Genomic DNA, 22006 nt, shown 5'->3' on the forward strand with positions numbered 1-22006 from the left:
CAGTCGTCGCTTGTCGGTCTCCGGGCAATTACGCAACAATGGTGTTGTGAAATACGCGGGCGAAGCTCCACAGGGGCCCGCGGCCTCCTCGGCCGCCGGGCCGGGCTCCGCCCTGCCCGCCTCCGCCCCGCCGGAGCAGCGCGCTCACGACGAGCAGCGCGGCACCCGCAATCGCGTCGCACGCTCCATCCTCGACCACGGCCCCTCCACGGCGGCCGAGCTGGCCGTCCGGCTGGAGCTGACCTCGGCGGCCGTGCGCCGCCACCTCGACACCCTGATGGCCGAGGGCGTCGTCGAGGCCCGTGAGAAGCGGGTCTACGGCGCCCGGACCCGTGGCCGCCCCGCCAAGGTCTTCGCGCTGACCGACTGCGGCCGGGACGCCTTCGACCAGGCCTACGACAAGCTCGCCGAGGACGCCCTGCGCTGGATCGCCCAGTCCGCGGGCGGCGGCGAGATGGGCGAGGCCGCGGTCGCCGCCTTCGCCCGGGCCCGGATGGCCGCCCAGGCCGACGCCTACCGCAAGGCTCTGGAGGGCCTCGCCCCCCAGGAGCGCACGGAGGCTCTCGCCCGGGCATTGACCGCGGACGGGTACGCTGCTACGGCGCGCAGCGCACCGGTCGGCGAACAGCTTTGCCAGCACCACTGCCCGGTCGCCCATGTCGCCGAGCAGTTCCCGCAGCTGTGCGAGGCGGAGACCGAGGTCTTCTCCCGCCTGCTCGGGACTCATGTGCAGCGTCTCGCCACCATCGCCCACGGCGACGGAGTGTGCACGACGTTCATCCCCAAGAGCAGCAACCCGAAGACCACCACAGCATCCACCAGCACGGCCGGGAGGAACCCCGCATGACTCTCCCCACGGAGACTGCCCACCCTGAGCTCGAGGGCCTGGGCACGTACGAATACGGCTGGGCCGACTCCGACGAGGCCGGTGCCGCGGCGAAGCGCGGCCTGTCCGAGGACGTGGTCCGCGACATCTCGGCGAAGAAGTCCGAGCCCGAGTGGATGCTCAAGCTGCGTCTGAAGGGCCTGCGGCTGTTCGACAAGAAGCCCATGCCGACCTGGGGCTCGGACCTCTCCGGCATCGACTTCGACAACATCAAGTACTTCGTCCGTTCCACCGAGAAGGCCGCGGCCTCCTGGGAGGACCTGCCGGAGGACATCAAGAACACCTACGACAAGCTGGGCATCCCCGAGGCGGAGAAGCAGCGCCTGGTCGCCGGTGTCGCCGCGCAGTACGAGTCCGAGGTCGTCTACCACCAGATCCGTGAGGACCTGGAGGAGCAGGGCGTCATCTTCCTGGACACCGACACCGCCCTGAAGGAGCACCCCGAGCTCTTCCAGGAGTACTTCGGCACGGTGATTCCGGTGGGCGACAACAAGTTCGCCTCGCTGAACACCGCCGTGTGGTCCGGTGGCTCGTTCATCTACGTCCCCAAGGGTGTCCGCGTGGACATCCCGCTGCAGGCCTACTTCCGTATCAACACGGAGAACATGGGTCAGTTCGAGCGGACGCTGATCATCGTCGACGAGGACGCCTACGTCCACTACGTCGAGGGCTGCACCGCCCCGATCTACTCCTCCGACTCGCTGCACAGCGCGGTCGTGGAGATCATCGTCAAGAAGGGCGGCCGCTGCCGCTACACGACGATCCAGAACTGGTCGAACAACGTCTACAACCTGGTCACCAAGCGTGCCGTGGCCTACGAGGGCGCGACCATGGAGTGGGTCGACGGCAACATCGGCTCCAAGGTGACGATGAAGTACCCGGCCGTCTACCTGATGGGCGAGCACGCCAAGGGCGAGACCCTCTCCATCGCCTTCTCCGGCGAGGGCCAGCACCAGGACGCCGGCGCCAAGATGGTCCACATGGCGCCGAACACCTCCTCCAACATCGTCTCCAAGTCGGTGGCGCGTGGCGGTGGCCGTACCTCCTACCGCGGCCTCATCGAGATCGGCGAGGGTGCCCACGGCTCCAAGTCGAACGTGCTCTGCGACGCGCTGCTGGTGGACACGATCTCCCGGTCGGACACCTACCCCTACGTCGACGTCCGCGAGGACGACGTCTCCATGGGCCACGAGGCGACCGTCTCCAAGGTCAGCGACGACCAGCTCTTCTACCTGATGAGCCGCGGTCTGTCCGAGGACGAGGCCATGGCGATGATCGTCCGTGGCTTCGTCGAGCCGATCGCCCGCGAGCTCCCCATGGAGTACGCACTGGAGCTCAACCGGCTGATCGAGCTGCAGATGGAAGGCTCGGTCGGCTGATCGCCGTCCCCCTACCGCCCGCAGCGAACCCTTTGTGACAGGAAGAGAGCACGACGACAGCCATGGCTGACAACACTCCCGCCGGCAGCACGACCGACGGCGCCATCCAGGTGGGCGGCCCGAAGCAGCCCATCGACGCGCGGGTCAGCGCCCCCGCCTCGTACGACGTGGCGGACTTCCCCGTGCCGCACGGCCGCGAGGAGGAGTGGCGGTTCACCCCGCTCGCGCGCCTCCGCGGCCTGCACGACGGCACCGCCGTCGCCGACGGCGCCGGCGTCAGGGTCGAGGTGACCGCCCCCGAGGGCGTGACCGTGGAGACCGTCGGCCGCGACGACGCCCGCCTCGGCAAGGCCGGCAAGCCGGTCGACCGGGTCGCCGCGCAGGCGTTCAGCTCCTTCGAGAAGGCCTCGGTCGTCTCCATCCCCAAGGACGCGGTGCTCACCGAGCCCGTCCGGATCGCCGTGCGCGGCGAGGGCGGGGTGGCCTTCGGCCACCAGGTCATCGAGATCGGCGCCTTCGCCGAGGCCGTCGTCGTCCTCGACCACACCGGTGACGCCACGCTCGCCGCCAACGTCGAGTACCTGATCGGTGACGGTGCCAAGCTCACCGTCGTCTCCGTCCAGGACTGGGACCCCACCGCGGTGCACGCCGCCCAGCACACCGCGCTGGTCGGCCGCGACGCCTCCTTCAAGTCCGTGATCGTCACCTTCGGCGGCGACCTGGTCCGCCTCCACCCGCGGGTCGTCTACGCCGGTCCCGGCGGTGAGGCCGAGCTGTACGGCCTGTACTTCACCGACCAGGGCCAGCACCAGGAGCACCGCCTCCTCGTCGACCACGACACCCCGCACTGCCGCAGCAACGTCGCCTACAAGGGCGCGCTGCAGGGCAAGGACGCGCACGCGGTGTGGATCGGCGACGTGCTCATCCGTGCGGCGGCCGAGGGCACCGACACCTACGAGCTCAACCGCAACCTGGTCCTCACCGACGGCGCCCGCGTCGACTCGGTCCCCAACCTGGAGATCGAGACCGGTGAGATCGTCGGCGCCGGCCACGCCTCGGCGACCGGCCGCTTCGACGACGAGCAGCTCTTCTACCTGATGGCCCGCGGCATCCCCGCCGACGAGGCCCGCCGCCTGGTCGTCCGCGGCTTCTTCGCCGAGCTCGTCCAGCAGATCGGCATCCCCGATCTGGAGGAGCGCCTCATCGCCAAGATCGAGGCCGAGCTGGAGGCAGCGGTCGCATGAGCGAGTTCGTCAAGGTGGCAGCCCTGAGCGAGCTGGAGGAGGACACCCCCAAGCGAGTCGAGATCAACGGCACGGCGGTCTCCCTGGTCCGCACCGAGGGCGAGGTGTTCGCGATCAACGACATCTGCTCGCACGCCAACGTCTCGCTGTCCGAGGGCGAGGTCGAGGACTGCCACATCGAGTGCTGGCTGCACGGCTCCAGCTTCGACCTGCGCACCGGCAAGCCCGACGGCCTCCCGGCCACGCGTCCCGTCCCCGTATACCCCGTCAAGATCGAAGGGGACGACGTGCTCGTCTCCGTCACCCAGGAGTCCTGAGTTCCCCATGGCAACGCTTGAGATCCACGACCTGCACGTCTCCGTCGAGGCCGAGAACGGCCCCCGGGAAATCCTGCGCGGCGTCGACCTGACCGTGAAGCAGGGCGAGACCCACGCCATCATGGGCCCCAACGGCTCCGGCAAGTCCACCCTGGCCTACTCCCTGGCCGGCCACCCCAAGTACACGATCACCGGCGGCACCGTCACCCTCGACGGCGAGGACGTCCTGGAGATGTCCGTCGACGAGCGCGCCCGCGCCGGCGTCTTCCTCGCCATGCAGTACCCGGTCGAGGTCCCCGGTGTCTCGGTCTCCAACTTCCTGCGCACCTCCGCCACCGCCATCCGCGGCGAGGCCCCCAAGCTGCGCACCTGGGTGAAGGAGGTCAAGGAGGCCATGGAGCGTCTCCACATGGACCCCGCCTTCGCCGAGCGCAACGTGAACGAGGGCTTCTCCGGCGGTGAGAAGAAGCGCCACGAGATCCTCCAGCTCGAGCTCCTCAAGCCGAAGATCGCGATCCTGGACGAGACCGACTCCGGCCTGGACGTCGACGCGCTGCGCCAGGTCTCCGAGGGCGTCAACCGCGTCCGTGACACCGGCGAGGTCGGCACCCTGCTGATCACCCACTACACGCGCATCCTGCGCTACATCAAGCCCGACTTCGTCCACGTCTTCTCCGCGGGCCGCATCGTGGAGTCCGGCGGCGCCGAGCTGGCCGACAAGCTGGAGAACGAGGGCTACGAGGCGTACGTGAAGGGTGGCGTAACCGCGTGACGATACTGCTGCCGGGCCTCCTCGACACCGAGGCGATCCGCAAGGACTTCCCGATCCTGGACCGTGTGGTCCACGACGGGAAGAAGCTCGTCTACCTGGACAACGCGGCGACCTCCCAGAAGCCGCGCCAGGTGCTCGACGTGCTCAACGAGCACTACGAGCAGCACAACGCCAACGTCCACCGCGGCGTGCACGTGCTCGCCGAGGAGGCCACGGCACTGTACGAAGGCGCTCGCGACAAGATCGCGGCCTTCATCAACGCTCCCAGCCGCGATGAGGTGATCTTCACCAAGAACGCCTCCGAGTCGCTGAACCTCGTGGCCAACATGCTGGCCTGGGCGGACGAGCCCTACCGCGTGGACCACGAGACCGAGATCGTCATCACGGAGATGGAGCACCACTCCAACATCGTGCCGTGGCAGCTGCTCGCGCAGCGCTCGGGCGCGAAGCTGAAGTGGTTCGGGCTGACCGACGACGGCCGTCTCGACCTCTCCAACATCGACGAGATCATCACCGAGAAGACCAAGGTCGTCTCCTTCGTGCTGGTCTCCAACATCCTCGGCACGGTCAATCCCGTCGAGGCCATCGTCCGCCGTGCCCAGGAGGTCGGCGCGCTCGTCGTCGTCGACGCCTCCCAGGCCGCCCCGCACATGCCGCTGGACGTCCAGGCGCTGCAGGCCGACTTCGTGGCCTTCACCGGCCACAAGATGTGCGGCCCGGACGGCATCGGCGTCCTGTGGGGCCGCCAGGAGCTGCTCGAGGACCTGCCGCCGTTCCTCGGCGGCGGCGAGATGATCGAGACCGTCTCGATGCACTCCTCGACCTACGCCCCGGCGCCGCACAAGTTCGAGGCGGGTACGCCCCCGATCGCCCAGGCCGTCGGCCTCGGCGCCGCGGTGGACTACCTCACCTCGATCGGCATGGAGAACATCGCCCGGCACGAGCACGCGATCACCGAGTACGCGATCCGCAGGCTCCAGGAGGTCCCGGACCTGCGCATCATCGGCCCCACCACGGCCGAGGACCGCGGTGCCGCCGTGTCCTTCACGCTCGGTGACATCCACCCGCACGACGTGGGCCAGGTCCTCGACGAGCAGGGCATCGCGGTCCGCGTCGGACACCACTGCGCACGCCCCGTCTGCCTGCGCTACGGAATTCCCGCGACCACGCGGGCGTCGTTCTACCTGTACTCCACCCCCGGCGAGGTCGACGCCTTGATCGAGGGCCTGGAGCACGTACGGAACTTCTTCGGCTGACGGACGAGGCTGCCACTGTGAAGCTTGATTCGATGTACCAGGACGTCATCCTGGACCACTACAAGCACCCGCACGGCCGGGGCTTGCGGGACGGCGACGCCGAGGTGCACCACGTCAACCCCACGTGTGGCGACGAGATCACACTGCGGGTGCGGCTGTCCGGGCAGACCGTCGAGGACGTCTCCTACGAGGGGCAGGGCTGCTCGATCAGCCAGGCCAGCGCCTCGGTCCTCAACGAGCTGCTGGTCGGCAAGGACCTCGACGAGGCCCGCCGGATCCAGGAGACCTTCCTGGAGCTGATGCAGTCCAAGGGCCGCATCGAGCCGGACGACGCGATGGAGGAGGTGCTGGAGGACGCGATCGCGTTCGCCGGCGTCTCCAAGTACCCGGCGCGCGTGAAGTGTGCTCTGCTGAGCTGGATGGCGTGGAAGGACGCGACGGCGCAAGCGCTGTCCGAAGGGAAGACCGCATGAGCGAGAACGCTGAGACCACCACCAAGCCGGCCACCGAGGAAGAGGTCCGCGAGGCCCTCTACGACGTGGTCGACCCCGAGCTGGGCATCGACGTCGTCAACCTCGGCCTGATCTACGGCATCCACATCGACGACGCCAACATCGCCACCCTCGACATGACGCTGACGTCCGCGGCCTGCCCGCTGACCGACGTCATCGAGGACCAGGCGAAGTCCTGCACGGAGGGCATCGTCAACGAGCTCCGGATCAACTGGGTCTGGATGCCGCCGTGGGGTCCCGACAAGATCACCGACGAGGGTCGCGAACAGCTCCGGGCCCTGGGCTTCAACGTCTGAGCGCCCCGGTTCCCCGGCAGCCCGTCACCTGACCAGCGGTCAGGCGGCGGGCTGCTGTCGTGTGGCGCAGTGGATGCCGCCGCCGCCCTCGGCGAGCGCGGGGATCTCCACCGTCCGTACCGCGCGGCCCGGGTGGAGCGCGCCCAGCAGCGCCGCCGCCTCGTCGTCGGCGCGCCGGTCGCCGAAGCGGGGGACGATCACGGCGCCGTTGACGAGGTAGTAGTTGACGTAGCCGCCCAGGAAGTCGGGGCCGCGCTCGCCGAGCTCGGCCGAGTCCGGCTCGGGCAGGTCGATGATCTCCAGCGTCCTGCCGTCGGCGTCCGTGGCGGCCTCCAGGGCGGCCCGGGCCTGCCGGTAGACCCGCGTCCAGACGTCGCCGGGCTCCGCTCCGGCGGGCGGTTTGCTGAGCACGACCATGGCGGGCCCCACGAAGCGGGCGAGGGCGTCGACGTGGCAGTCGGTGATGTCCGCGCCGCGCACGCCCTCGAGCCAGATCACCCGGCGCACGCCGAGCAGGTCCTTGAGGTCCCGCTCGATGTCGTCGCGGGACCGGCCGGGGTTGCGGTCGTCGTCGACCAGCGAGCTCTCGGTGGCCAGGAGGGTGCCGGCGCCGTCGGTCTCGAAGGAGCCGCCCTCGGCGACGAGCGGCGCCTCGATGCGGGGGATGTCGAAGAGGCCCAGCACGCGCGCGGCGAGCGGTCCGTCGTTGGGGTGCGCCTGCTTGCCGCCCCAGCCGTTGAAGCGGAAGTCGACGCCCGCGAGCTCCCCGCCGGGGCCGGTGACGAACGTGGGGCCGGAGTCCCGCAGCCAGAGGTCGTCCACCGGCACCCGCACGATCTCCACGCCGCCGCCCCCGCACGCCCGGTGGGCGTCCGCGGCGTCCTCGGGCGAGGCCAGCAGCACCACGGGCTCGTACTCCGCGATCGTGCGGGCGATCGCCGCCACGTCGCGGCGCGCGTCCGGGGTGTGCCGGCCCCAGACGGAGCCGGCGGGGGGCCAGCCCATCAGCGTCCGGGCGTGCGGCTGCGACTCGGACGGCAGATGACGCATCGTCGGCTTCCCTCGGGCTGGGCGGACTGCGGGCGTGCTCCTGATCACCGTACGCCCGGGCCGGGCACCCGCGTCAGAGGCCTCCCGTGTACAGCAGACGGTTGGCGGTGCCGGGCTTGAGGTCCGTCACCGCGTTCCTCGTCGCCTGCCCGATCAGCCAGTCGGCGACCTGGGCGGAACCGGCCGAGGGGTTGCGCGCCTTGTACAGGGCCGCGACCCCGGCCGCGAACGGCGCCGCCTGCGACGTACCGCTCTTCGTCGTCGTGCCGCCGCCCATCCTGGTGGAGACGATGTCCGAGCCGGGGGCCAGGACGCGCACGCAGGGCCCGTAGCTGCTGAAGTCGGTCATCTGGTCCGACTCGTTCGTCGCCCCGACCGCGAGGGCCGCCACCGCGCCCGAGGGGGAGTGGTCGCAGGCGTTGTCGTTCTCGTTGCCCGCCGCGACGACGGGCAGGACGCCCCGGGCGGCCAGCCCCGCGGTGGCCGAGTCCACGGCCCGCGAGGCGGGGCCGACGATGGAGGCGTTGACGACCGAGGAGGAGGCGGCGGTCCTCGCGACGTAGTCGAAGGCCGCGACGAACCGGGCGATGGTGGTGCGGCCGTCGCAGTTGAGGACGCGCACGCTGACCAGCGTCGCCCCGCGCGCCACGCCGTAGGACCGGCTGCCGATCACACCCGCCACATGGGTGCCGTGACCGCTGCCGGTGCGGCAGTCGCTGCCGTCGCCGCCGACGGTGACCAGGTCGAGGCCCGCGCGCGCCCGGCCGCCGAACTCCGGGTGGGCGTAGTCGATCCCGGTGTCGATCACATAGACGGTGACGCCCGCGCCGGTGGAGGAGACGGTGTACTGGTGGTCGAGCGGGGGATTGTGCTGGTCGATGCGGTCCAGGCCGTACGAGTCCGTGCCGGCCCGGGGCCGGGCGGGTGCGGCGGGTGTGGCGGCGGCCCGGTCGGGGCCGTCGGCCTGGTAGAGGACCGTGTCCTGCTCGACGGCCTCGACGTCGGGGGTGCTGCGCACGGCCAGCAGCTGCTCCGGGCTGAGCGTGGCGGCGAAGCCGGTGAAGGCGTGGGTGTAGACGTAGTCGGGGTTCACGCCCAGCTTGGTGCTCAGGATGCGCGGCGCGGAGCCCTTGCGGAGGGTGACGATGTAGTGGTCGGGCACGGGAACGCCCCAGGTCGTGCGCAGCGGGGCGAGGCGCGGCGTGGTGCGGTCGGGGTCGGGGTCGGCCGAGGCGGCCGGGGGGATGGCCAGCGGCAGCAGGCTCAGGAGCAGGGCCGTGGGCAGGGCGAGCCGGGCCATTCGCATGCGCGTTCCGTATCTCACGCGGGTTCCGTTCCGGGCGATGGTGGATGATCAACGTCCCAGTCAATGGATATGTCGACTTATCCGTGGCCGCGAACCGGGCTGGGCCATCCGCGCCGGTTCGCCTTGAGAGGCCTGGTCCGGTTAGGTTTTCGGGCATGACCGATGCTGTTGCCCCCGCTTCCCGTACCTCCGGCGCCGTCGCCGCCGGCCTCGCCACGATCACCGTGGACGGCACCGTCCTCGACACCTGGTTCCCGGCTCCCGAGCTCGTCGACGCGCCCGGCCCGGCCGGCACCGAGCGGCTGACCGCCGAGCGCGCCGCCGAACTGCTGGGCGAGGACGCCCTCAAGGCCGTGGGCCCGGACACCCGCCGTGGCGTCGAGGTCGTGGCCGTCCGCACGGTCATCGCCTCGCTCGAGGACAAGCCCCTCGACGCGCACGACGCCTACCTGCGCCTCCACCTGCTCTCCAGTCGCCTGGTCAAGCCCCACGGCCAGAACCTCGACGGCATCTTCGGCCTGCTCGCCAACGTCGCCTGGACCTCGCTGGGCCCCGTCGCCGTCGACCAGGTCGAGGCGGTGCGCCTGAAGGCCCGCGCCGAGGGCCTGCACCTGCAGGTCACCAGCATCGACAAGTTCCCGCGCATGACCGACTACGTCGCCCCCTCCGGCGTCCGCATCGCCGACGCCGACCGCGTCCGCCTGGGCGCCCACCTCGGCTCCGGCACCACCGTCATGCACGAGGGCTTCGTCAACTTCAACGCCGGCACGCTCGGCACCTCCATGGTCGAGGGCCGCATCAGCGCGGGCGTCGTGGTCGGCGACGGCACCGACATCGGCGGCGGCGCCTCCACCATGGGCACCCTCTCCGGCGGCGGCAAGCAGATCATCTCCATCGGCGAGCGCTGCCTGCTCGGCGCCGAGTCCGGCATCGGCATCGCGCTCGGCGACGAGTGCGTCGTCGAGGCGGGCCTGTACGTCACCGCCGGCACCCGCGTCACCCTGCCGGACGGCGAGGTCGTCAAGGCCCTGGAGCTCTCCGGCGCCGACAACATCCTCTTCCGCCGCAACTCCACCACCGGCGCCGTCGAGGCCCGCCCCTACAAGAGCACCTGGGGCGGCCTCAACGAGGTGCTGCACAGCCACAACTGACGCCCCGTTCCGAGCGCCCTTCCTGGTCCCCGCGGGGGAACCAGGAAGGGCGCCGGACGCTCTGGTGATCTCGGGACACACTGCGCCACCATGAGGACCGTGCAGCGGAACCGACCGTCACGGGAGGCGTCATGAGGCTCGGCAAACCACTGGCCGTCGGCATCGCCGAGGAAACGCCCGCATCCGAGGAGACGCCCGCCCCGGCCGGCCGCGAGGCGGCGACGCCCGCCGCGGGACGCGCGCAGGCCCCCGCCGAAACCCCCGCCGAGGCCCCGGCCGCCGCGCTATGAGGCTGCGGCTCCCCCGGGAACACCCCACGACGCCGCCCACCGGCTACAAGATCGCCTACCCGGTGCTCTCCCACGACGGCACCCGGGCCGGCTTCACCGGCGTCTCGCTCGGCGGCGGCAGCCCCTACGGCGTACTGGCCGACGCGCGCTGCGCCTACGGCCGCCGGCACGCCGCCCCCGCCCGCCGCTGCGACTGCGGCTTCCACTGCCTCCACTCGCTCACCGAGACCCTCGGCCTGACCTGCGTCGGCGCCCACCGCCGCGCCGTGGTGCTCGAGGTGTCCGTGCTCGGCTCCTACATCCGCTACGAACGCGGCATGCGCTACGCCCGCCAGCGGGTGCGCACCGTCCGGGTCGGCCCCTGCGCCTGCGGCCGGGCCGCCACGCGCTTCGCGGACGCCGGCTGGGGGCGGCCGGGATGGCGGGCCGTGGCCGCCGACTGCGGGGGCTGCGCCCTGGGGCACGCGGGATGGACGTTCGGGGAGTTCGGGGAGCTGGCCGGCGGGGAGCTCGCCCTCACCGCCGAGGAGGGGGCCGGGGGCCGGCGGCCGGACGCCTCGACCGTCACCGAGCTCATGGCGGAGGCCGCCCTGCTGCAGGCCCGGCTTGACTGGTTTCAGGGCCGGCTGGAGAAGGCGGCCGGGCGGGGCTACCGGGACAGCGCGTTGTAGGCGTCGAGCAGCGCCGCCGTCCGTTCGGCGTCCGCCGGGCGCAGCGGGGCCCGTACCGGCCCGCCGGGCAGGCCGAGCGCGCCCAGCAGCGCCTTGGCGGTGACCGTGCCCGGCAGGCCGGCGGCCATCATCAGCTCGGTCAGCGGCAGGACGCGCTGGTGGTGGGCGGTGGCCTCGGCGGTCGCGCCGCGGTCGAAGGCGTCGAGGGCGGCGGCCAGCACCGGCCCCGCGACGTTGGCGACCGTGCTCACATAGCCCGTGGCGCCCACCGCGCGCAGCGGGAGGTTGAGCTCCTCGGAGCCGGAGTAGTAGGCGAGGCCGGTCTCCGCGATCACCTTCGAGCTGCCCAGCAGGTCGTACGAGCAGTCCTTCACGCCCGCGATGCGCGGGTGCTCGGCCAGCCGCAGCATGGTCGCCGGCTCGATCCTGGTGCCGGTGCGGCCGGGGATGTCGTAGAGCATCACCGGCAGCCCGACCGCGTCGGCGACCGTGCGGAAGTGCTCGGCGATGTCCTCCTGCGGAGGCCTGCTGTAGTACGGGGTCACCACCAGCACGCCGTGCGCGCCGGCCTTCTCGGCCGCCCGGGCCAGCTCCACCGTGTGCCGGGTGTCGGCCGAGCCGACGCCCGCCGTGATCCGCGCGCGGTCGCCGACCGCCTCGGCCACGGCCCGGATCAGGGCGCTCTTCTCCGCGTCGCCGGTGGTCGGCGACTCGCCCGTGGTGCCGCTGAGGACGAGTCCGTCGCAGCCGCCCTCGCCCACGAGCCGGTCGGCGAGGTGCTGGGCGCCGTCGAGGTCGAGGTCCCCGTCCGCGGTGAAGGGGGTGACCATCGCGCAGACGGTACGGCCGAAGGGGCTGGTGGGCGGCATGGGCGTCACTCTCTCGGTGGTTCGCGACAATGCTTGTCCACCGGATTCTGGGCCCCTTCGACCGTACAGGTCTATTTAATTGTTCTCCTGATCACCGCTAAGTGTTGCTACGGCTTCCAGCGCAGCACCTGCGGGTCGTGGTCGCTGGCCTGGTCGGCGAACTCGGCGTTGACGTGCACGATGTCGTAGTCGACGCGGCTGACGTTGCGGCTGGTCAGGATGTGGTCCAGGACCTGGGAGTTGCCCTGGAAGACATAGCCGTAACGCTCCTTCTTCGGCAGCTTGTCGACCAGGTCGGTCAGGACGGCGCCCGAGGTGAGCGTCTTGAGGGCGGGCGAGAACTGGTAGTCGTTGAGGTCGCCGGCGACGATCACGTTCGCGCGCCGGTCGGCGTCCAGCAGCCGGCGGACGAAGGCGTTGACGGCCTTCGCCTGCTGGGTGCGCTGGGTCTCCGAGGTGCGGGCCGGGGGCTGGAAGCGGCCGTCGACGGCCTGGTCGCCGCCCTTGGAGTTGAAGTGGTTGGCGACGACGAAGACGTCCTTGCCCCGGAAGGAGAACTGCCCCGCCAGCGGCTTGCGGCTGTTCGTCCAGGCCGCGTTCGCCGGGTCGATCCGGCCGGGGGAGGCGCTGAGCGCGGCCTTGCCGCCCTCGCGGGTGACCTTCACGGCCGTGGTGGAGTCGCCGCCGGGGACGTCCTTGAACGCCACGCGCGCGGGGTTGAAGAGGAAGGCGGTGCGGATGTTGCCGCCCGGCTGGCCGCCGTCCTGGCCGTCGACCGGATTGATCTGCCGCCACTCGTACGCCGGGCCGCCCGCGGCCTTGATCGCCTCCGTGAGCTTCCGCAGCGTCAGGGTGGCGTCGACCACGCCGCCGTTCGTGGTGCCGTCGTTGTCCTGCACCTCCTCCAGGGCCACGACGTCGGGCGAGGAGAGGTTGTTCACCAGCGCGGCCGCCAGGCGGTCGAACTTCGCCTGCGGGGTCTTGGGGGAGAGGTTCTCCACGTTGTACGTGGCGACGGCCAGCTCGTCGGTCTTCTGCTTGCGCGTGGTCTCGCGCGCGAGCTTGTGGTCGGTGAGCGTGCCCAGCTCGGTGGCCTGGATGGTGTAGCCGCCGAAGTTGTTGTAGTCCAGCGGGCCGGCGGTGCTGCCGGTCAGTTCGTCGCCGACATTCGCGACGGGGAAGGGGCGCTGCGCGTAGGGGATGAGCGAGGCGACCTTCACCCGGCCCGCGTTGGGGTCGGCGTACGAGCCGTAGAGCGTGCCGCCGCGGCCGGTGCGGTTGTGGCGGGGCTCGGTGGTGACCCACAGGTCCTTGTACTCGCTCGTCGCGCCGACCACGGAAGCGTCGCGGACCTCGACCCGCATGCCCTCCAGGGACTCGTACCGGTCCAGGGCGTAACGGCCGGGCTTCAGCGGGAGCTTCTCGATCGAGCCGCCGCGGGCGTCGGGCGCGTAGCGGTCCGGAACGAGGGACGGACGCAGCCGGACGGGGGCGGGCAGGACGTTGCCGGAGGACTTCACCGTCACCGTGGGCTTGCCGATCTGGGTGACCGACTGCAGGCCCGCGGCCTCGCCGCCGGGGTAGAACTCGCTCACCGTGCCCGAGACCAGCACCGCGTCGCCGACGGCGACCGGGGGCGGGGTCTGGCCGGTGAAGACGAAGACCGCCTCGCTGGTCGCGTCGTCGCGGTCGGGGGCGGTGTCCTGGAACCAGAAGCCGCGGGCCGAGCCGAAGTTCCGTACGGCGGTGACGACGCCCGGTACGTCCTGCACCTGCTGCCCGGCGAGCGGGGATATGCGGGTGGTGCCCTGGATGTCGTGGATCCGTATGCCGGAGCCGGGAGCCGCGCTCGCGGACTGGGCGGGAACGAGGAGTCCGGCCGCGAGGGCGCCGGCGACGAGGGAGCCGACGGTCGCCGCGCGGCGGTGCGTGCGCGTGAAACGGCGGTTGGGCAGCACAAGATCCTCCGAATGGGAGCGATGAGGGGGGTTGACCAGGAATCACTGATCATGTGTGGTGCTGGGTGATTACAAACCGTTGCGTAGGCAACACGCAATCTACGCGCGTCAATGTCCGGTGCGGGCGGGGCAGTTGTCAAGAGGTCGCGGGTATTCCGCTTGGCTGGGTCCGACGCCGGGCCCATGAACCGGGCGGCACGGGACGAAACCCGTCTACGCTGGAGCCTCGCGCGCCCCGACCACCGACGCAACCCGGGCGCGGCCGAACCGACGAGGAGATACCCCCCTGATGTCCGGAGACCGCCCGACCATGCCGCCGGTGCGGCTCCCCTCCGACGCGGAGCTCGCGCGGGACGCGCTCAGCGCACCGCTGTTCGCGCGCGCCGCGAAGCTCGCCCGCTGGGCGGCCGAGGGCACCCCGGTCGGCGCGGGCGGCGAACTGCTCGCCGGACAGCTCCGGACCGCCACCGAACTGCTCGGCCTGGCGGACGAGGAGGACGGCACGACCTACACCGCCGAGGCCTGGCAGCTCGCGCTCGACACCGGACTGGTGGAGTTCACGGAGGAGCCGGAGGCGGAGCACGCGGCCGGCGGTGAGGCCGACGAGGACGAGCCCTCCGGCACCGCCCGCGTCGGCGAGGAACTCGCCACGCTCACCTCCGGCAGCCCCGAGGACATCCTCGAGATCTGGCTCGCCGGCCTCGAGACCGTCCTGGCCGACGCCGCCACGCCCGACCTCGGCGACCTCGTCGACCAGCTCGACGAGACCGGGGACATCGACCTCGACTCCATCGACTGGAACCCCGAGGAGGAGGCCGACTTCCTCGACGGCATCCTCGGCAACCTCTACCTCCTCACCGCCCTCGACGAGGGCGAGGCCGGCCGGCCCGTACCGCTGCCCGCGCTCGCCGCCTCCCTGATCGTCCCGGACGACATGGACGAGCCCACGGACGACGTCCTCGAAGAGGTCTCCGACGCGATGATGCGGCTCGACGACCAGTTCCGGCTGCTCGAGCCGACCGGCCTGGTGAGCTACCGGCCGGTCGACGAGTCCCTCATCGAGGAGATCGACGGAGAGGGCCACATCCGCGAGTCCGTCGACGGCGTGACCTGCGACCTCCCCGAGGACGAGGACGTCAGCCGCTACGGCATGGTCGCCCTCACCCCCCTCGGCCTGTACGGCGTACGGGCCCGCATGCTCGACGCCGGCATCGACGCCCCCGCCGTCGGCGACCTCGCCGAGGCCGACGCGAACGCCCTCCTCGCCGCGCTCCCCGGCCACCCCGAGGGCCTGGCCCGCACCGAGACCGAGCTGTGGCTCGCCCGCCGCGCCCCGCTGGACGCGGCCCGCGAACTCCTCGCCGCCGCACACGGCGCGGACGAGGACGCCCCCCGCCGCCGCCTCGCCTGCCAGCAGACGCTCTCCCTCCTCGGCGCCGAGGCCGAGCCCGCCCTGCGCGAGGTCCTCGACGACCCCCAGCTCGGCGGCCTCGCCCGCGTCTGGCTCGCCGAGCGCGGCGCGGCCGACATCCCCGAGCCCGGCGAGGCGATGGTCTTCTGGCTGACCATCGACACGATCGCCGCACAGCTGGCGGCGCGCGGCGACGACGCCGTGGCGGAGTCGGAGGAGCTGCGGGGCCTGGTCATCGGCGTCGTGAGCGGCCACAGCGGCTTCTTCGACGCCGCGTGGCGGGTGGACCACCCGGCGACGGCGGAGGTCCTGGAGGCCATGGGGCGCCTGCACCCCGACAAGAAGACGGCGAAGGAAGCCCGCAAGGCCGCGTTCAAGGCACGCTCGCGCCGCTAGGCGCTGCGCTTGGCTTGCGGGGTCGTGCGGGGGCCTCGGGGCGGCCGGCGCGCCCGCCGCGCTGTGGCGCGGTCGTGTCGCGGGCCGTCGCGTGCGGCGGTTGGGCACCGCCGGTCCGCGCCGCGGGGGTTTCGCGCCGTCGCGGCGGGAGTTGTCGCCCGGCCCGTGCTTGCGGGGCCGGGGCCGGGCGGCGGCCCCCTCCGGGCCCGGCCTCGCGCGCCGCTCGTGCCCGTCGTGGCGGGAGTTGTTGGTCGGCGCGGGTCGCAATCAGGCCGTCGCATCGGTGCATAGGTGTGTTCATCGGGTGTTCCACGGGCAACGGGACCGTAGCGACGGCGTCCCGGGCGGTCCGGGGCCGTATCGCCCCGGGAGATGACGATGAGCATGGGCTTCAGCCGAAGAGAGTTCGCCAGGCGGTCCGCCCTCGTCGGGGCCGGTGTGGCCCTGACCGGCAGCGTCGGGGCGCTGGCGAGCGCGCCGGGCGCCCTCGCCGCCGAGCCGGACGCCGCCGCCGGCCCCGGCCGGCTCGGGTACGGGCCGCTGCGGCCCGACCCGGCCGGTCTCCTCGCGCTGCCCGCCGGCTTCTCCTACCGCGTGGTGACGCGCACCGGCGTCACCAGGCTCGAGTCGGGGGAGTCCACCCCGTCCAACCACGACGGCACCGCCGCGTTCGCGGGGCCGCGCGGCCGGACCCTGCTGGTCAACAACCATGAGCTCAAGGGCCCCCGGCCGGGCTGGAAGCACCCCGTACCGCTGGCCGAGGGGCTCGTCTACGACCCGGCCGCGGCCGGCGGCTGCACCGTCGTCGAGGTCGCCGGGCACGGCGACCACGTGGCCGAGTGGGTCGGCATCGCCGGTACGTCCACCAACTGCGCGGGCGGCAGCACCCCGTGGGGGACCTGGCTGACCTGTGAGGAGACCGAGGACAGGGCCGGCCAGAACGGGATGACGAAGGATCACGGCTACGTCTTCGAGGTCGACCCGCACGACCGGCGAGCCAACCGCGCCCCCAAGCCGGTCAAGGCGCTGGGCCGTTACGCCCACGAGGCCGTCGTCGTCGACCCCGGCCGCGGTCACCTCTACCTCACCGAGGACGCCGCCGGTCCCAACGGGCTCTTCTACCGCTGGACGCCGCCGCGCGGATTCCGGCACGGGCGCGGCCGGCTGCGGACCCTCGCCGACGACGCCGGCGTGCTGCAGGCCTTCAGGTGCTTCGACTCCGGCGGCCGGTTCGTGGACGACCTGTCCCGGGCCGCGCGCGTCGGCACGGTCTACGGCGTGGACTGGGCGGACGTACCCGACCGCGACGCGAGGTCCGTCCCCGTGCGCAAGCAGTTCGCGGCCGGCGCGGTCACCCGGGCGCGCAAGCTCGAGGGCATGTGGTGGGGCGACGGCGGCGTGTACGTGGTGTCGTCCTTCGCCCGGGAGGAGAGCCCGGTCCAGCACGACGGCCAGGTGTGGTTCTACGACCCGCGCCGCCGGACGCTGACGCTCAAGGTGCTGCTCGGCGTCAACAAGGACCCGGGCCGCGACGGCGCCTTCGACGGCCCGGACAACATCACCGTCTCGCCGTACGGCGGCCTGGTGATCGCCGAGGACGGCGAGGGCGTACAGCACCTGTTCGGCGCCCTCGACGACGGGCGCACGTACCCGATCGCGCGCAACGAGCTGAACATAGGCACGCCCCAGAAGCCGGAGTTCAGCGAGTTCACCGGGGTGACCTTCTCGCCGGACGGGCGGACGCTGTTCGCCAACATCCAGGAGCCCGGCATCATGCTCGCGATCACCGGGCCGTGGCGGCGGCAGGGGCGCCGGGAATCCTGACGCCCCGGTGATGTTGAAGAGGAGGTGACTCCTCTCCGGCTCTCCGTCCTCGACCGCTCCCGCACCCGGCGGGGGCGGGAGCCGGGCGAGGCGCTGCGCGCGACCGTGCGGTTCGCGCGGGAGGCGGAGGCACTGGGCTACCACCGGTTCTGGGTGGCGGAGCACCACAGCGTGCCGGGGGTCGCCGGGTCGGCGCCGACCGTGCTCGCGGCGGCGGTGGCCTCGGCGACCTCGCGCATCCGGGTCGGCACGGGCGGGGTGATGCTGCCCAACCACCGGCCGCTGGTGGTCGCCGAGCAGTTCGGGGTGCTGGAGTCGCTCTTCCCCGGCCGGATCGACATGGGGCTCGGCCGGTCGGTGGGGTTCACGGACGGCATCCGGCGGGCGCTGGGCACCGGGAAGGAGGCGATGGGGGGCTTCGACGAGCAACTGGCGGAGCTCGCCGAGTGGTTCGGCGGGGGCGGGCGCCGCTTCCCCGGGGTGCACGCCTTTCCCGCCGAGGGGCTGCGGGTGCCGCTGTTCGTGCTGGCCAACGACGCGGGGGCCGAGGTCGCGGCCCGGGCCGGGGCCGCCCTGGTCGTCGGGGGCATGACGGGCGGCGAGGCGACGGCCGCGGCGATCGGGCGGTACCGTGCGGCCTTCACGCCCTCGCCGTGGCGGGACGAGCCGTACGTGGTCGTCGCGGGCAACGTCGCGGTGGCGGACACCCGGGAGGCCGCCCGGCGGCTGCTCGTCCCCGAGGCATGGGCGCTGGCCCACTCCCGCACCCACGGAGCGTTCCCACCGCTGCGGCCGGCCGAGGAGATCGAGGCGCTGGACATGACGGACCGGGAGCGGACGTTCTTCGAGGACGCGCTGCGCGGGCACGTCCACGGCACGGAGGAGGACGTGGCCGCCGCCCTCACCGCCCTGGTGCGGCGGACCGCCGCCGACGAGGTGCTGATCACCACCAGCTCGTACGACACCGGCGCGCTGCTCGACTCCTACCGGAGGCTGGCCGGAATACCGCTGCCCGGCGGCACATCCGGGACGTAAGGGCGATCCTTCCCCCGCCTGCCGCTGCCCGGCGTTCGGTCTTCGGCAGCTGACCCCCGGCCGCAGGCCATGGCGAAGCGGGCCCGGATCGTGAAGACGATCCGGGCCCGCTCGTCATGGCCTCGCGGCTGCGCGGCGCCTACAGCGCCTGCGCGGCCGGCTGCACCAGGTCGCGGACCGTCTTGGCCTTGACGTAGTCGCCGATGGCCGTCATCTCCCACTCGCCCGAGAACTGACGGATGAACTTGCACATGAGGACGCCCGTCTTCGGCTCGGACCCGGTCAGGTCGAAGCGGACGAGCTCCTCGCCGGTCTGGGCGTCGAGGAGGCGGCAGTAGGCCTTGGCGACCTCGGTGAACTTCTGGCCGTTGAACGAGCTGACCGTGAAGACCAGGCCCGTCACCTCCGGCGGCAGGCCGCCCATGTGGACGGTGATGGTCTCGTCGTCGCCCGAGCCGTCGCCGGTGAGGTTGTCGCCCGAGTGCTGGATGGTGCCGCCCAGGATCTGCAGCCGGCCGAAGTAGCAGGCGTCGATCATGTTGCGCTCGGGGCCGTAGGCGATGACCGAGGCGTCCAGGTCGATGGCCCGGCTGTTCCAGGCGGGCTCCCAGCCCAGGCCCATCCGCACCGAACGGGTCAGCGGCTGCCCGCCCTTGACCAGGGAGACCGTCTCGTTCTTGCGGAGGTTCACCCGGCCCTTGTCGAGGTTGACCTTGCCGGGCGCGGCGGGCGCGGCCGGAACGGCGGGCGCGTGCAGCGGCGCCGGGGGAGCGGTGGCGGGCATGGGCGGGACGGCCGCCGGGGCCGGCTCCTCGACGCTCACGCCGAAGTCCGTGGCGATGCCCGCGAGGCCGTCGGCGTACCCCTGGCCGACCGCCCGGACCTTCCACGCGCCGTTGCGGCGGTAGACCTCCACGACCAGCAGCGCCGTCTCCGTGCCCAGCCGGGGCGGGGTGAACGTGGCGAGCACCGAACCGTCGTCGGCGTTGCGGACGGTCGCGGTCGGCTCGATGCCGGCGAAGGTGGCGCCCTGGGCGTCCGGGCTCGCCGTGACCACGATCTTCTCGATGGCGGCCGGGACGGCCGCGGTGTCGACGGTGATCGCGTCGGGCGTGGCGCCGGACGCGGCCCGGTGGCTCACGCCCGGGCCGCTGGGCTGGTTGTAGAAGACGAAGTCGTCGTCGGAGCGCACCTTGCCGTCGGCGGTGAGCAGCAGGCCCGACACGTCGAGCCGCACCGGGGCGGTGACGTCCACCGTCACACGGGCGACGGAGAGGGGGATGTTCGAGCCAGGTGTCATAGCGGTCATGTCCCGGGTAACGAGTCATGGGGCTTTACGGTTCCATGACCCGGGGCCCGAAGAGTGGAGGGGGAATATTCGAACGGCCGGGGCGGCTGGAATGGACGCATCCGTATCTCGATCTTGACTGTGGGGGGACATCGTGACTTTCGCGCAGGGCACCGTCGCCGAGGGGTTCGAGCCGGTACGCGAGGCCTTCGAGGCCACGCTGGCGCAGGAGCGCGCCGGGCACTCCGCGCAACTGGCCGCCTATGTCGGCGGACGGCGGGTCGTGGACCTGTGGGGCGGACCGGGGATCACGGGGGACTCGCTCACCGGAGTGTTCTCCTCCACCAAGGGCGCGGCACATCTGACCGTGGCGCTGCTGGTCCAGGACGGCACGCTGGAGCTGGACAAGGAGGTACGTCACTACTGGCCCGAGTTCGGCGCCGCGGGCAAGGAGGACGTCACCCTGCGGGACCTGATGTCCCATCGCGCCGGCGTGATCGGCGTCGACGGCGGCTTCACCGCCGAGGAACTGGCCGACGACCGGGCCCTCGCCCGGCGGCTGGCCGCCCAGCGTCCCTACTGGCGGCCCGGCACCGCCTTCGGCTACCACGCCTATGTCATCGGGGCCCTGACCGGCGAGATCGTCCGGCGCGCGACGGGCGCCACCCTCCAGGAGGTCTACGAGACGCGGGTCCGGGCCCCGTACGGCATCGACCTCTACCTCGGCCTGCCCGAGGAGCACGAGCACCGGTTCCTCGACATCCAGCCCATGGACCCCACGCCCGAGCAGAAGCGCGCCCTGGCGGAGACGGAGCCCGGCGCCCACAGCTGGGGCGGCATCGCCTTCAACCGCCACCACGTGGTGCCCACGGACCTGGAGTCCCTGCCCAACTCCCGGGCGGTCCGCGCCGCCGGGCCCGCCTCGGTGGGCGGCATCGGCTCCGCGCGCGGCCTGGCGCGCATGTACGCGGCCGCCATCAGCGAGGTCGACGGCAGGGCGCCGCTGCTGACGCCCACGACGGCGGCCGAGTTCGCCCAGCCGCACTCGACCGGCCACGACCTGGTGCTGGGCTCGCACAACGTGTTCGGGCTGGGCTTCGCCTCCTCGTCGGCCGACTACCCCTTCCTCGGGGCGCGGTCTTTCGGGCACAGCGGCGCGGCCGGGTCGCAGGCGCTCGCCGACCCCAGCACCGGTATGGCCTTCGGCTACACCCGGCGCCGCTTCGCCTTCCCCGGCGGCGCCGCTCCCGAGACGGCGGTGCTGATCAAGGCCGTGCACGACTGCATCGGCTGACCTCCGCGCCGGCGGACGTCGCGTCCGCCGGCGCGGGAGCGGGCCCAGGTCAGCGGGGGGAGACGAAACCGCACTCGTAGGCGGCGATGACCGCCTGGGTGCGGTCGCGCACCCCCAGCTTGGCCAGCACCGCCGCCACGTGCGACTTGACCGTCGCCGCGCCCACGTCCATCCGTTCGGCGATCTCGGCGTTCGACAGGCCGGCCGTCATCAGCTCGAGCACCTCGCTCTCGCGTACCGACAGCCGCTCGCGCAGCCTGCGCGCCGCGTCGTCCGCCCGCCGGACGGTGTGGGCGGCGGCCAGCGCCCGTACCGCCGAGGGGAAGAGCAGCGAGTCGCTGCGGGCCACCACCCGTACGGCCTGCACCAGTTCGTCGGCGCCCGCTCGCTTGAGGAGGAAGCCGGAGGCGCCGGCGCGCAGGGCGTCGTACACGTAGCTGTCGTTCTCGAAGGTGGTGACGACGATGACGCGCGGCGGCGTGTCCATGGTGGCCAGGATGCGTTCGGTGGCCCGGATGCCGTCGACCTCGGGCATCCGCACGTCCATCAGCACGATGTCGGGGCGCGTCTCGCGCACCAGCGACACGGCCTCCGCGCCGGTGGTGGCCTCGCCGACGACCTCCAGCCCCGGCTCGGCGCCCAGGATGGCCCGCAGGGCGGTGCGGACCAGGTGCTCGTCGTCGGCGAGCACGATACGTATCGGCGTCACCGGGCGTCCCCCCGCAGGGGCAGGCGCACCGACAGCCGCCATACGCCGTCGCGCTCGCCCGAGGCGGCGCTGCCGCGCAGCAGCCGGGCGCG

21 protein-coding genes are annotated in these 22006 nt (G+C 72.3%); 15 read left to right on the forward strand and 6 right to left on the reverse strand.

The window, feature by feature from the left end; translation table 11 throughout:
* The first annotated feature begins 46 nt into the window (after positions 1 to 46).
* The 8 genes from J1792_RS10295 to J1792_RS10330 all read left to right on the forward strand — a co-directional run bounded on the left by J1792_RS10295 (position 47) and on the right by J1792_RS10330 (position 6662).
* Positions 47 to 847, forward strand: a complete 801-nt coding sequence (locus tag J1792_RS10295; RefSeq protein ID WP_086569456.1) for a helix-turn-helix transcriptional regulator — start codon at positions 47 to 49, stop codon at positions 845 to 847.
* Positions 844 to 2265 (forward strand): Fe-S cluster assembly protein SufB, encoded by a 1422-nt coding sequence (sufB, locus tag J1792_RS10300; RefSeq protein ID WP_086569454.1) that lies wholly within the window; start codon positions 844 to 846, stop codon positions 2263 to 2265. Before J1792_RS10295 ends, sufB begins: the two co-directional genes overlap by 4 nt.
* A gap of 62 nt (positions 2266 to 2327) precedes the next feature.
* Positions 2328 to 3509, forward strand: coding sequence for a Fe-S cluster assembly protein SufD (sufD, locus tag J1792_RS10305; RefSeq protein WP_086569452.1), 1182 nt, complete (start codon positions 2328 to 2330; stop codon positions 3507 to 3509).
* Positions 3506 to 3826 carry a non-heme iron oxygenase ferredoxin subunit gene (locus J1792_RS10310; RefSeq protein WP_086569450.1) on the forward strand — a complete coding sequence of 107 codons (321 nt, stop codon included), beginning with the start codon at positions 3506 to 3508 and terminating at the stop codon, positions 3824 to 3826. The genes sufD and J1792_RS10310 overlap by 4 nt, the downstream gene beginning before the upstream one ends.
* Positions 3827 to 3833: 7 nt before the next feature.
* Positions 3834 to 4598, forward strand: a complete 765-nt coding sequence (gene sufC, locus J1792_RS10315) for a Fe-S cluster assembly ATPase SufC (RefSeq protein WP_086569449.1) — start codon at positions 3834 to 3836, stop codon at positions 4596 to 4598.
* Positions 4599 to 4600: 2 nt separating this feature from the next.
* On the forward strand, positions 4601 to 5854 hold the full coding sequence (locus tag J1792_RS10320; RefSeq protein ID WP_086569499.1) for a cysteine desulfurase: 1254 nt from the start codon (positions 4601 to 4603) through the stop codon (positions 5852 to 5854).
* A gap of 17 nt (positions 5855 to 5871) precedes the next feature.
* Positions 5872 to 6327: a Fe-S cluster assembly sulfur transfer protein SufU gene (gene sufU / locus J1792_RS10325; protein WP_086569447.1), complete on the forward strand. Its 456-nt coding sequence runs from the start codon at positions 5872 to 5874 to the stop codon at positions 6325 to 6327.
* On the forward strand, positions 6324 to 6662 hold the full coding sequence (locus tag J1792_RS10330) for a metal-sulfur cluster assembly factor (RefSeq protein WP_086569446.1): 339 nt from the start codon (positions 6324 to 6326) through the stop codon (positions 6660 to 6662). The genes sufU and J1792_RS10330 overlap by 4 nt, the downstream gene beginning before the upstream one ends.
* 39 nt (positions 6663 to 6701) lie before the next feature.
* Here the strand turns inward: J1792_RS10330 and J1792_RS10335 are convergent, their stop codons facing one another.
* The gene (locus tag J1792_RS10335) at positions 6702 to 7712 is read right to left on the reverse strand and encodes an agmatine deiminase family protein (RefSeq protein WP_086569444.1); all 1011 of its coding nucleotides are present in this window, start codon (positions 7710 to 7712) and stop codon (positions 6702 to 6704) included.
* A gap of 73 nt (positions 7713 to 7785) precedes the next feature.
* Positions 7786 to 9018 (reverse strand): S8 family peptidase, encoded by a 1233-nt coding sequence (locus J1792_RS10340; protein WP_086569442.1) that lies wholly within the window; start codon positions 9016 to 9018, stop codon positions 7786 to 7788.
* 155 nt (positions 9019 to 9173) lie between these two features.
* Here J1792_RS10340 and dapD point away from each other — a divergent pair, with 155 nt between their 5' ends.
* The 3 genes from dapD (at position 9174) to J1792_RS10355 (ending at position 11130) form a co-directional block, all read left to right on the forward strand.
* Entirely contained in the window at positions 9174 to 10169 is a 996-nt protein-coding gene (gene dapD, locus J1792_RS10345) for a 2,3,4,5-tetrahydropyridine-2,6-dicarboxylate N-succinyltransferase (RefSeq protein ID WP_086569441.1), read from the forward strand.
* A 131-nt stretch (positions 10170 to 10300) separates the two neighbouring features.
* On the forward strand, positions 10301 to 10459 hold the full coding sequence (locus tag J1792_RS10350) for a hypothetical protein (RefSeq protein WP_207247142.1): 159 nt from the start codon (positions 10301 to 10303) through the stop codon (positions 10457 to 10459).
* Entirely contained in the window at positions 10456 to 11130 is a 675-nt protein-coding gene (locus J1792_RS10355; protein WP_086569439.1) for a hypothetical protein, read from the forward strand. Before J1792_RS10350 ends, J1792_RS10355 begins: the two co-directional genes overlap by 4 nt.
* Here the strand turns inward: J1792_RS10355 and dapA are convergent.
* Together dapA and J1792_RS10365 are read right to left on the reverse strand one after the other, a co-directional pair.
* Positions 11109 to 11999, reverse strand: a complete 891-nt coding sequence (gene dapA, locus J1792_RS10360) for a 4-hydroxy-tetrahydrodipicolinate synthase (protein ID WP_086569438.1) — start codon at positions 11997 to 11999, stop codon at positions 11109 to 11111. The genes J1792_RS10355 and dapA overlap by 22 nt on opposite strands.
* 107 nt (positions 12000 to 12106) lie before the next feature.
* Positions 12107 to 13954 carry a DUF8508 domain-containing protein gene (locus J1792_RS10365; RefSeq protein ID WP_207247755.1) on the reverse strand — a complete coding sequence of 616 codons (1848 nt, stop codon included), beginning with the start codon at positions 13952 to 13954 and terminating at the stop codon, positions 12107 to 12109.
* A gap of 292 nt (positions 13955 to 14246) precedes the next feature.
* Here J1792_RS10365 and J1792_RS10370 point away from each other — a divergent pair, with 292 nt between their 5' ends.
* From J1792_RS10370 to J1792_RS10380, 3 genes are all read left to right on the forward strand, one after another.
* Positions 14247 to 15764 carry a hypothetical protein gene (locus tag J1792_RS10370; protein WP_207247143.1) on the forward strand — a complete coding sequence of 506 codons (1518 nt, stop codon included), beginning with the start codon at positions 14247 to 14249 and terminating at the stop codon, positions 15762 to 15764.
* Positions 15765 to 16148: 384 nt separating this feature from the next.
* Positions 16149 to 17588 carry an alkaline phosphatase PhoX gene (locus J1792_RS10375; RefSeq protein WP_086569494.1) on the forward strand — a complete coding sequence of 480 codons (1440 nt, stop codon included), beginning with the start codon at positions 16149 to 16151 and terminating at the stop codon, positions 17586 to 17588.
* 24 nt (positions 17589 to 17612) lie between these two features.
* On the forward strand, positions 17613 to 18623 hold the full coding sequence (locus J1792_RS10380) for an MsnO8 family LLM class oxidoreductase (RefSeq protein WP_207247144.1): 1011 nt from the start codon (positions 17613 to 17615) through the stop codon (positions 18621 to 18623).
* Positions 18624 to 18762: 139 nt separating this feature from the next.
* Here J1792_RS10380 and J1792_RS10385 read toward each other — a convergent pair whose 3' ends face one another.
* Positions 18763 to 19923, reverse strand: a complete 1161-nt coding sequence (locus J1792_RS10385; RefSeq protein WP_207247145.1) for a TerD family protein — start codon at positions 19921 to 19923, stop codon at positions 18763 to 18765.
* A 142-nt stretch (positions 19924 to 20065) separates the two neighbouring features.
* Between J1792_RS10385 and J1792_RS10390 the strand changes: the two genes are divergently transcribed.
* Positions 20066 to 21205 (forward strand): serine hydrolase domain-containing protein, encoded by a 1140-nt coding sequence (locus J1792_RS10390; protein WP_242705066.1) that lies wholly within the window; start codon positions 20066 to 20068, stop codon positions 21203 to 21205.
* 49 nt (positions 21206 to 21254) lie between these two features.
* Here J1792_RS10390 and J1792_RS10395 read toward each other — a convergent pair whose 3' ends face one another.
* Positions 21255 to 21956, reverse strand: a complete 702-nt coding sequence (locus J1792_RS10395; protein WP_086574189.1) for a response regulator transcription factor — start codon at positions 21954 to 21956, stop codon at positions 21255 to 21257.
* Between the last annotated feature and the right edge of the window lie 50 nt (positions 21957 to 22006).

The organism is Streptomyces triculaminicus, from assembly GCF_017349075.1.
GTDB classification, from domain to species: domain Bacteria; phylum Actinomycetota; class Actinomycetes; order Streptomycetales; family Streptomycetaceae; genus Streptomyces; species Streptomyces triculaminicus.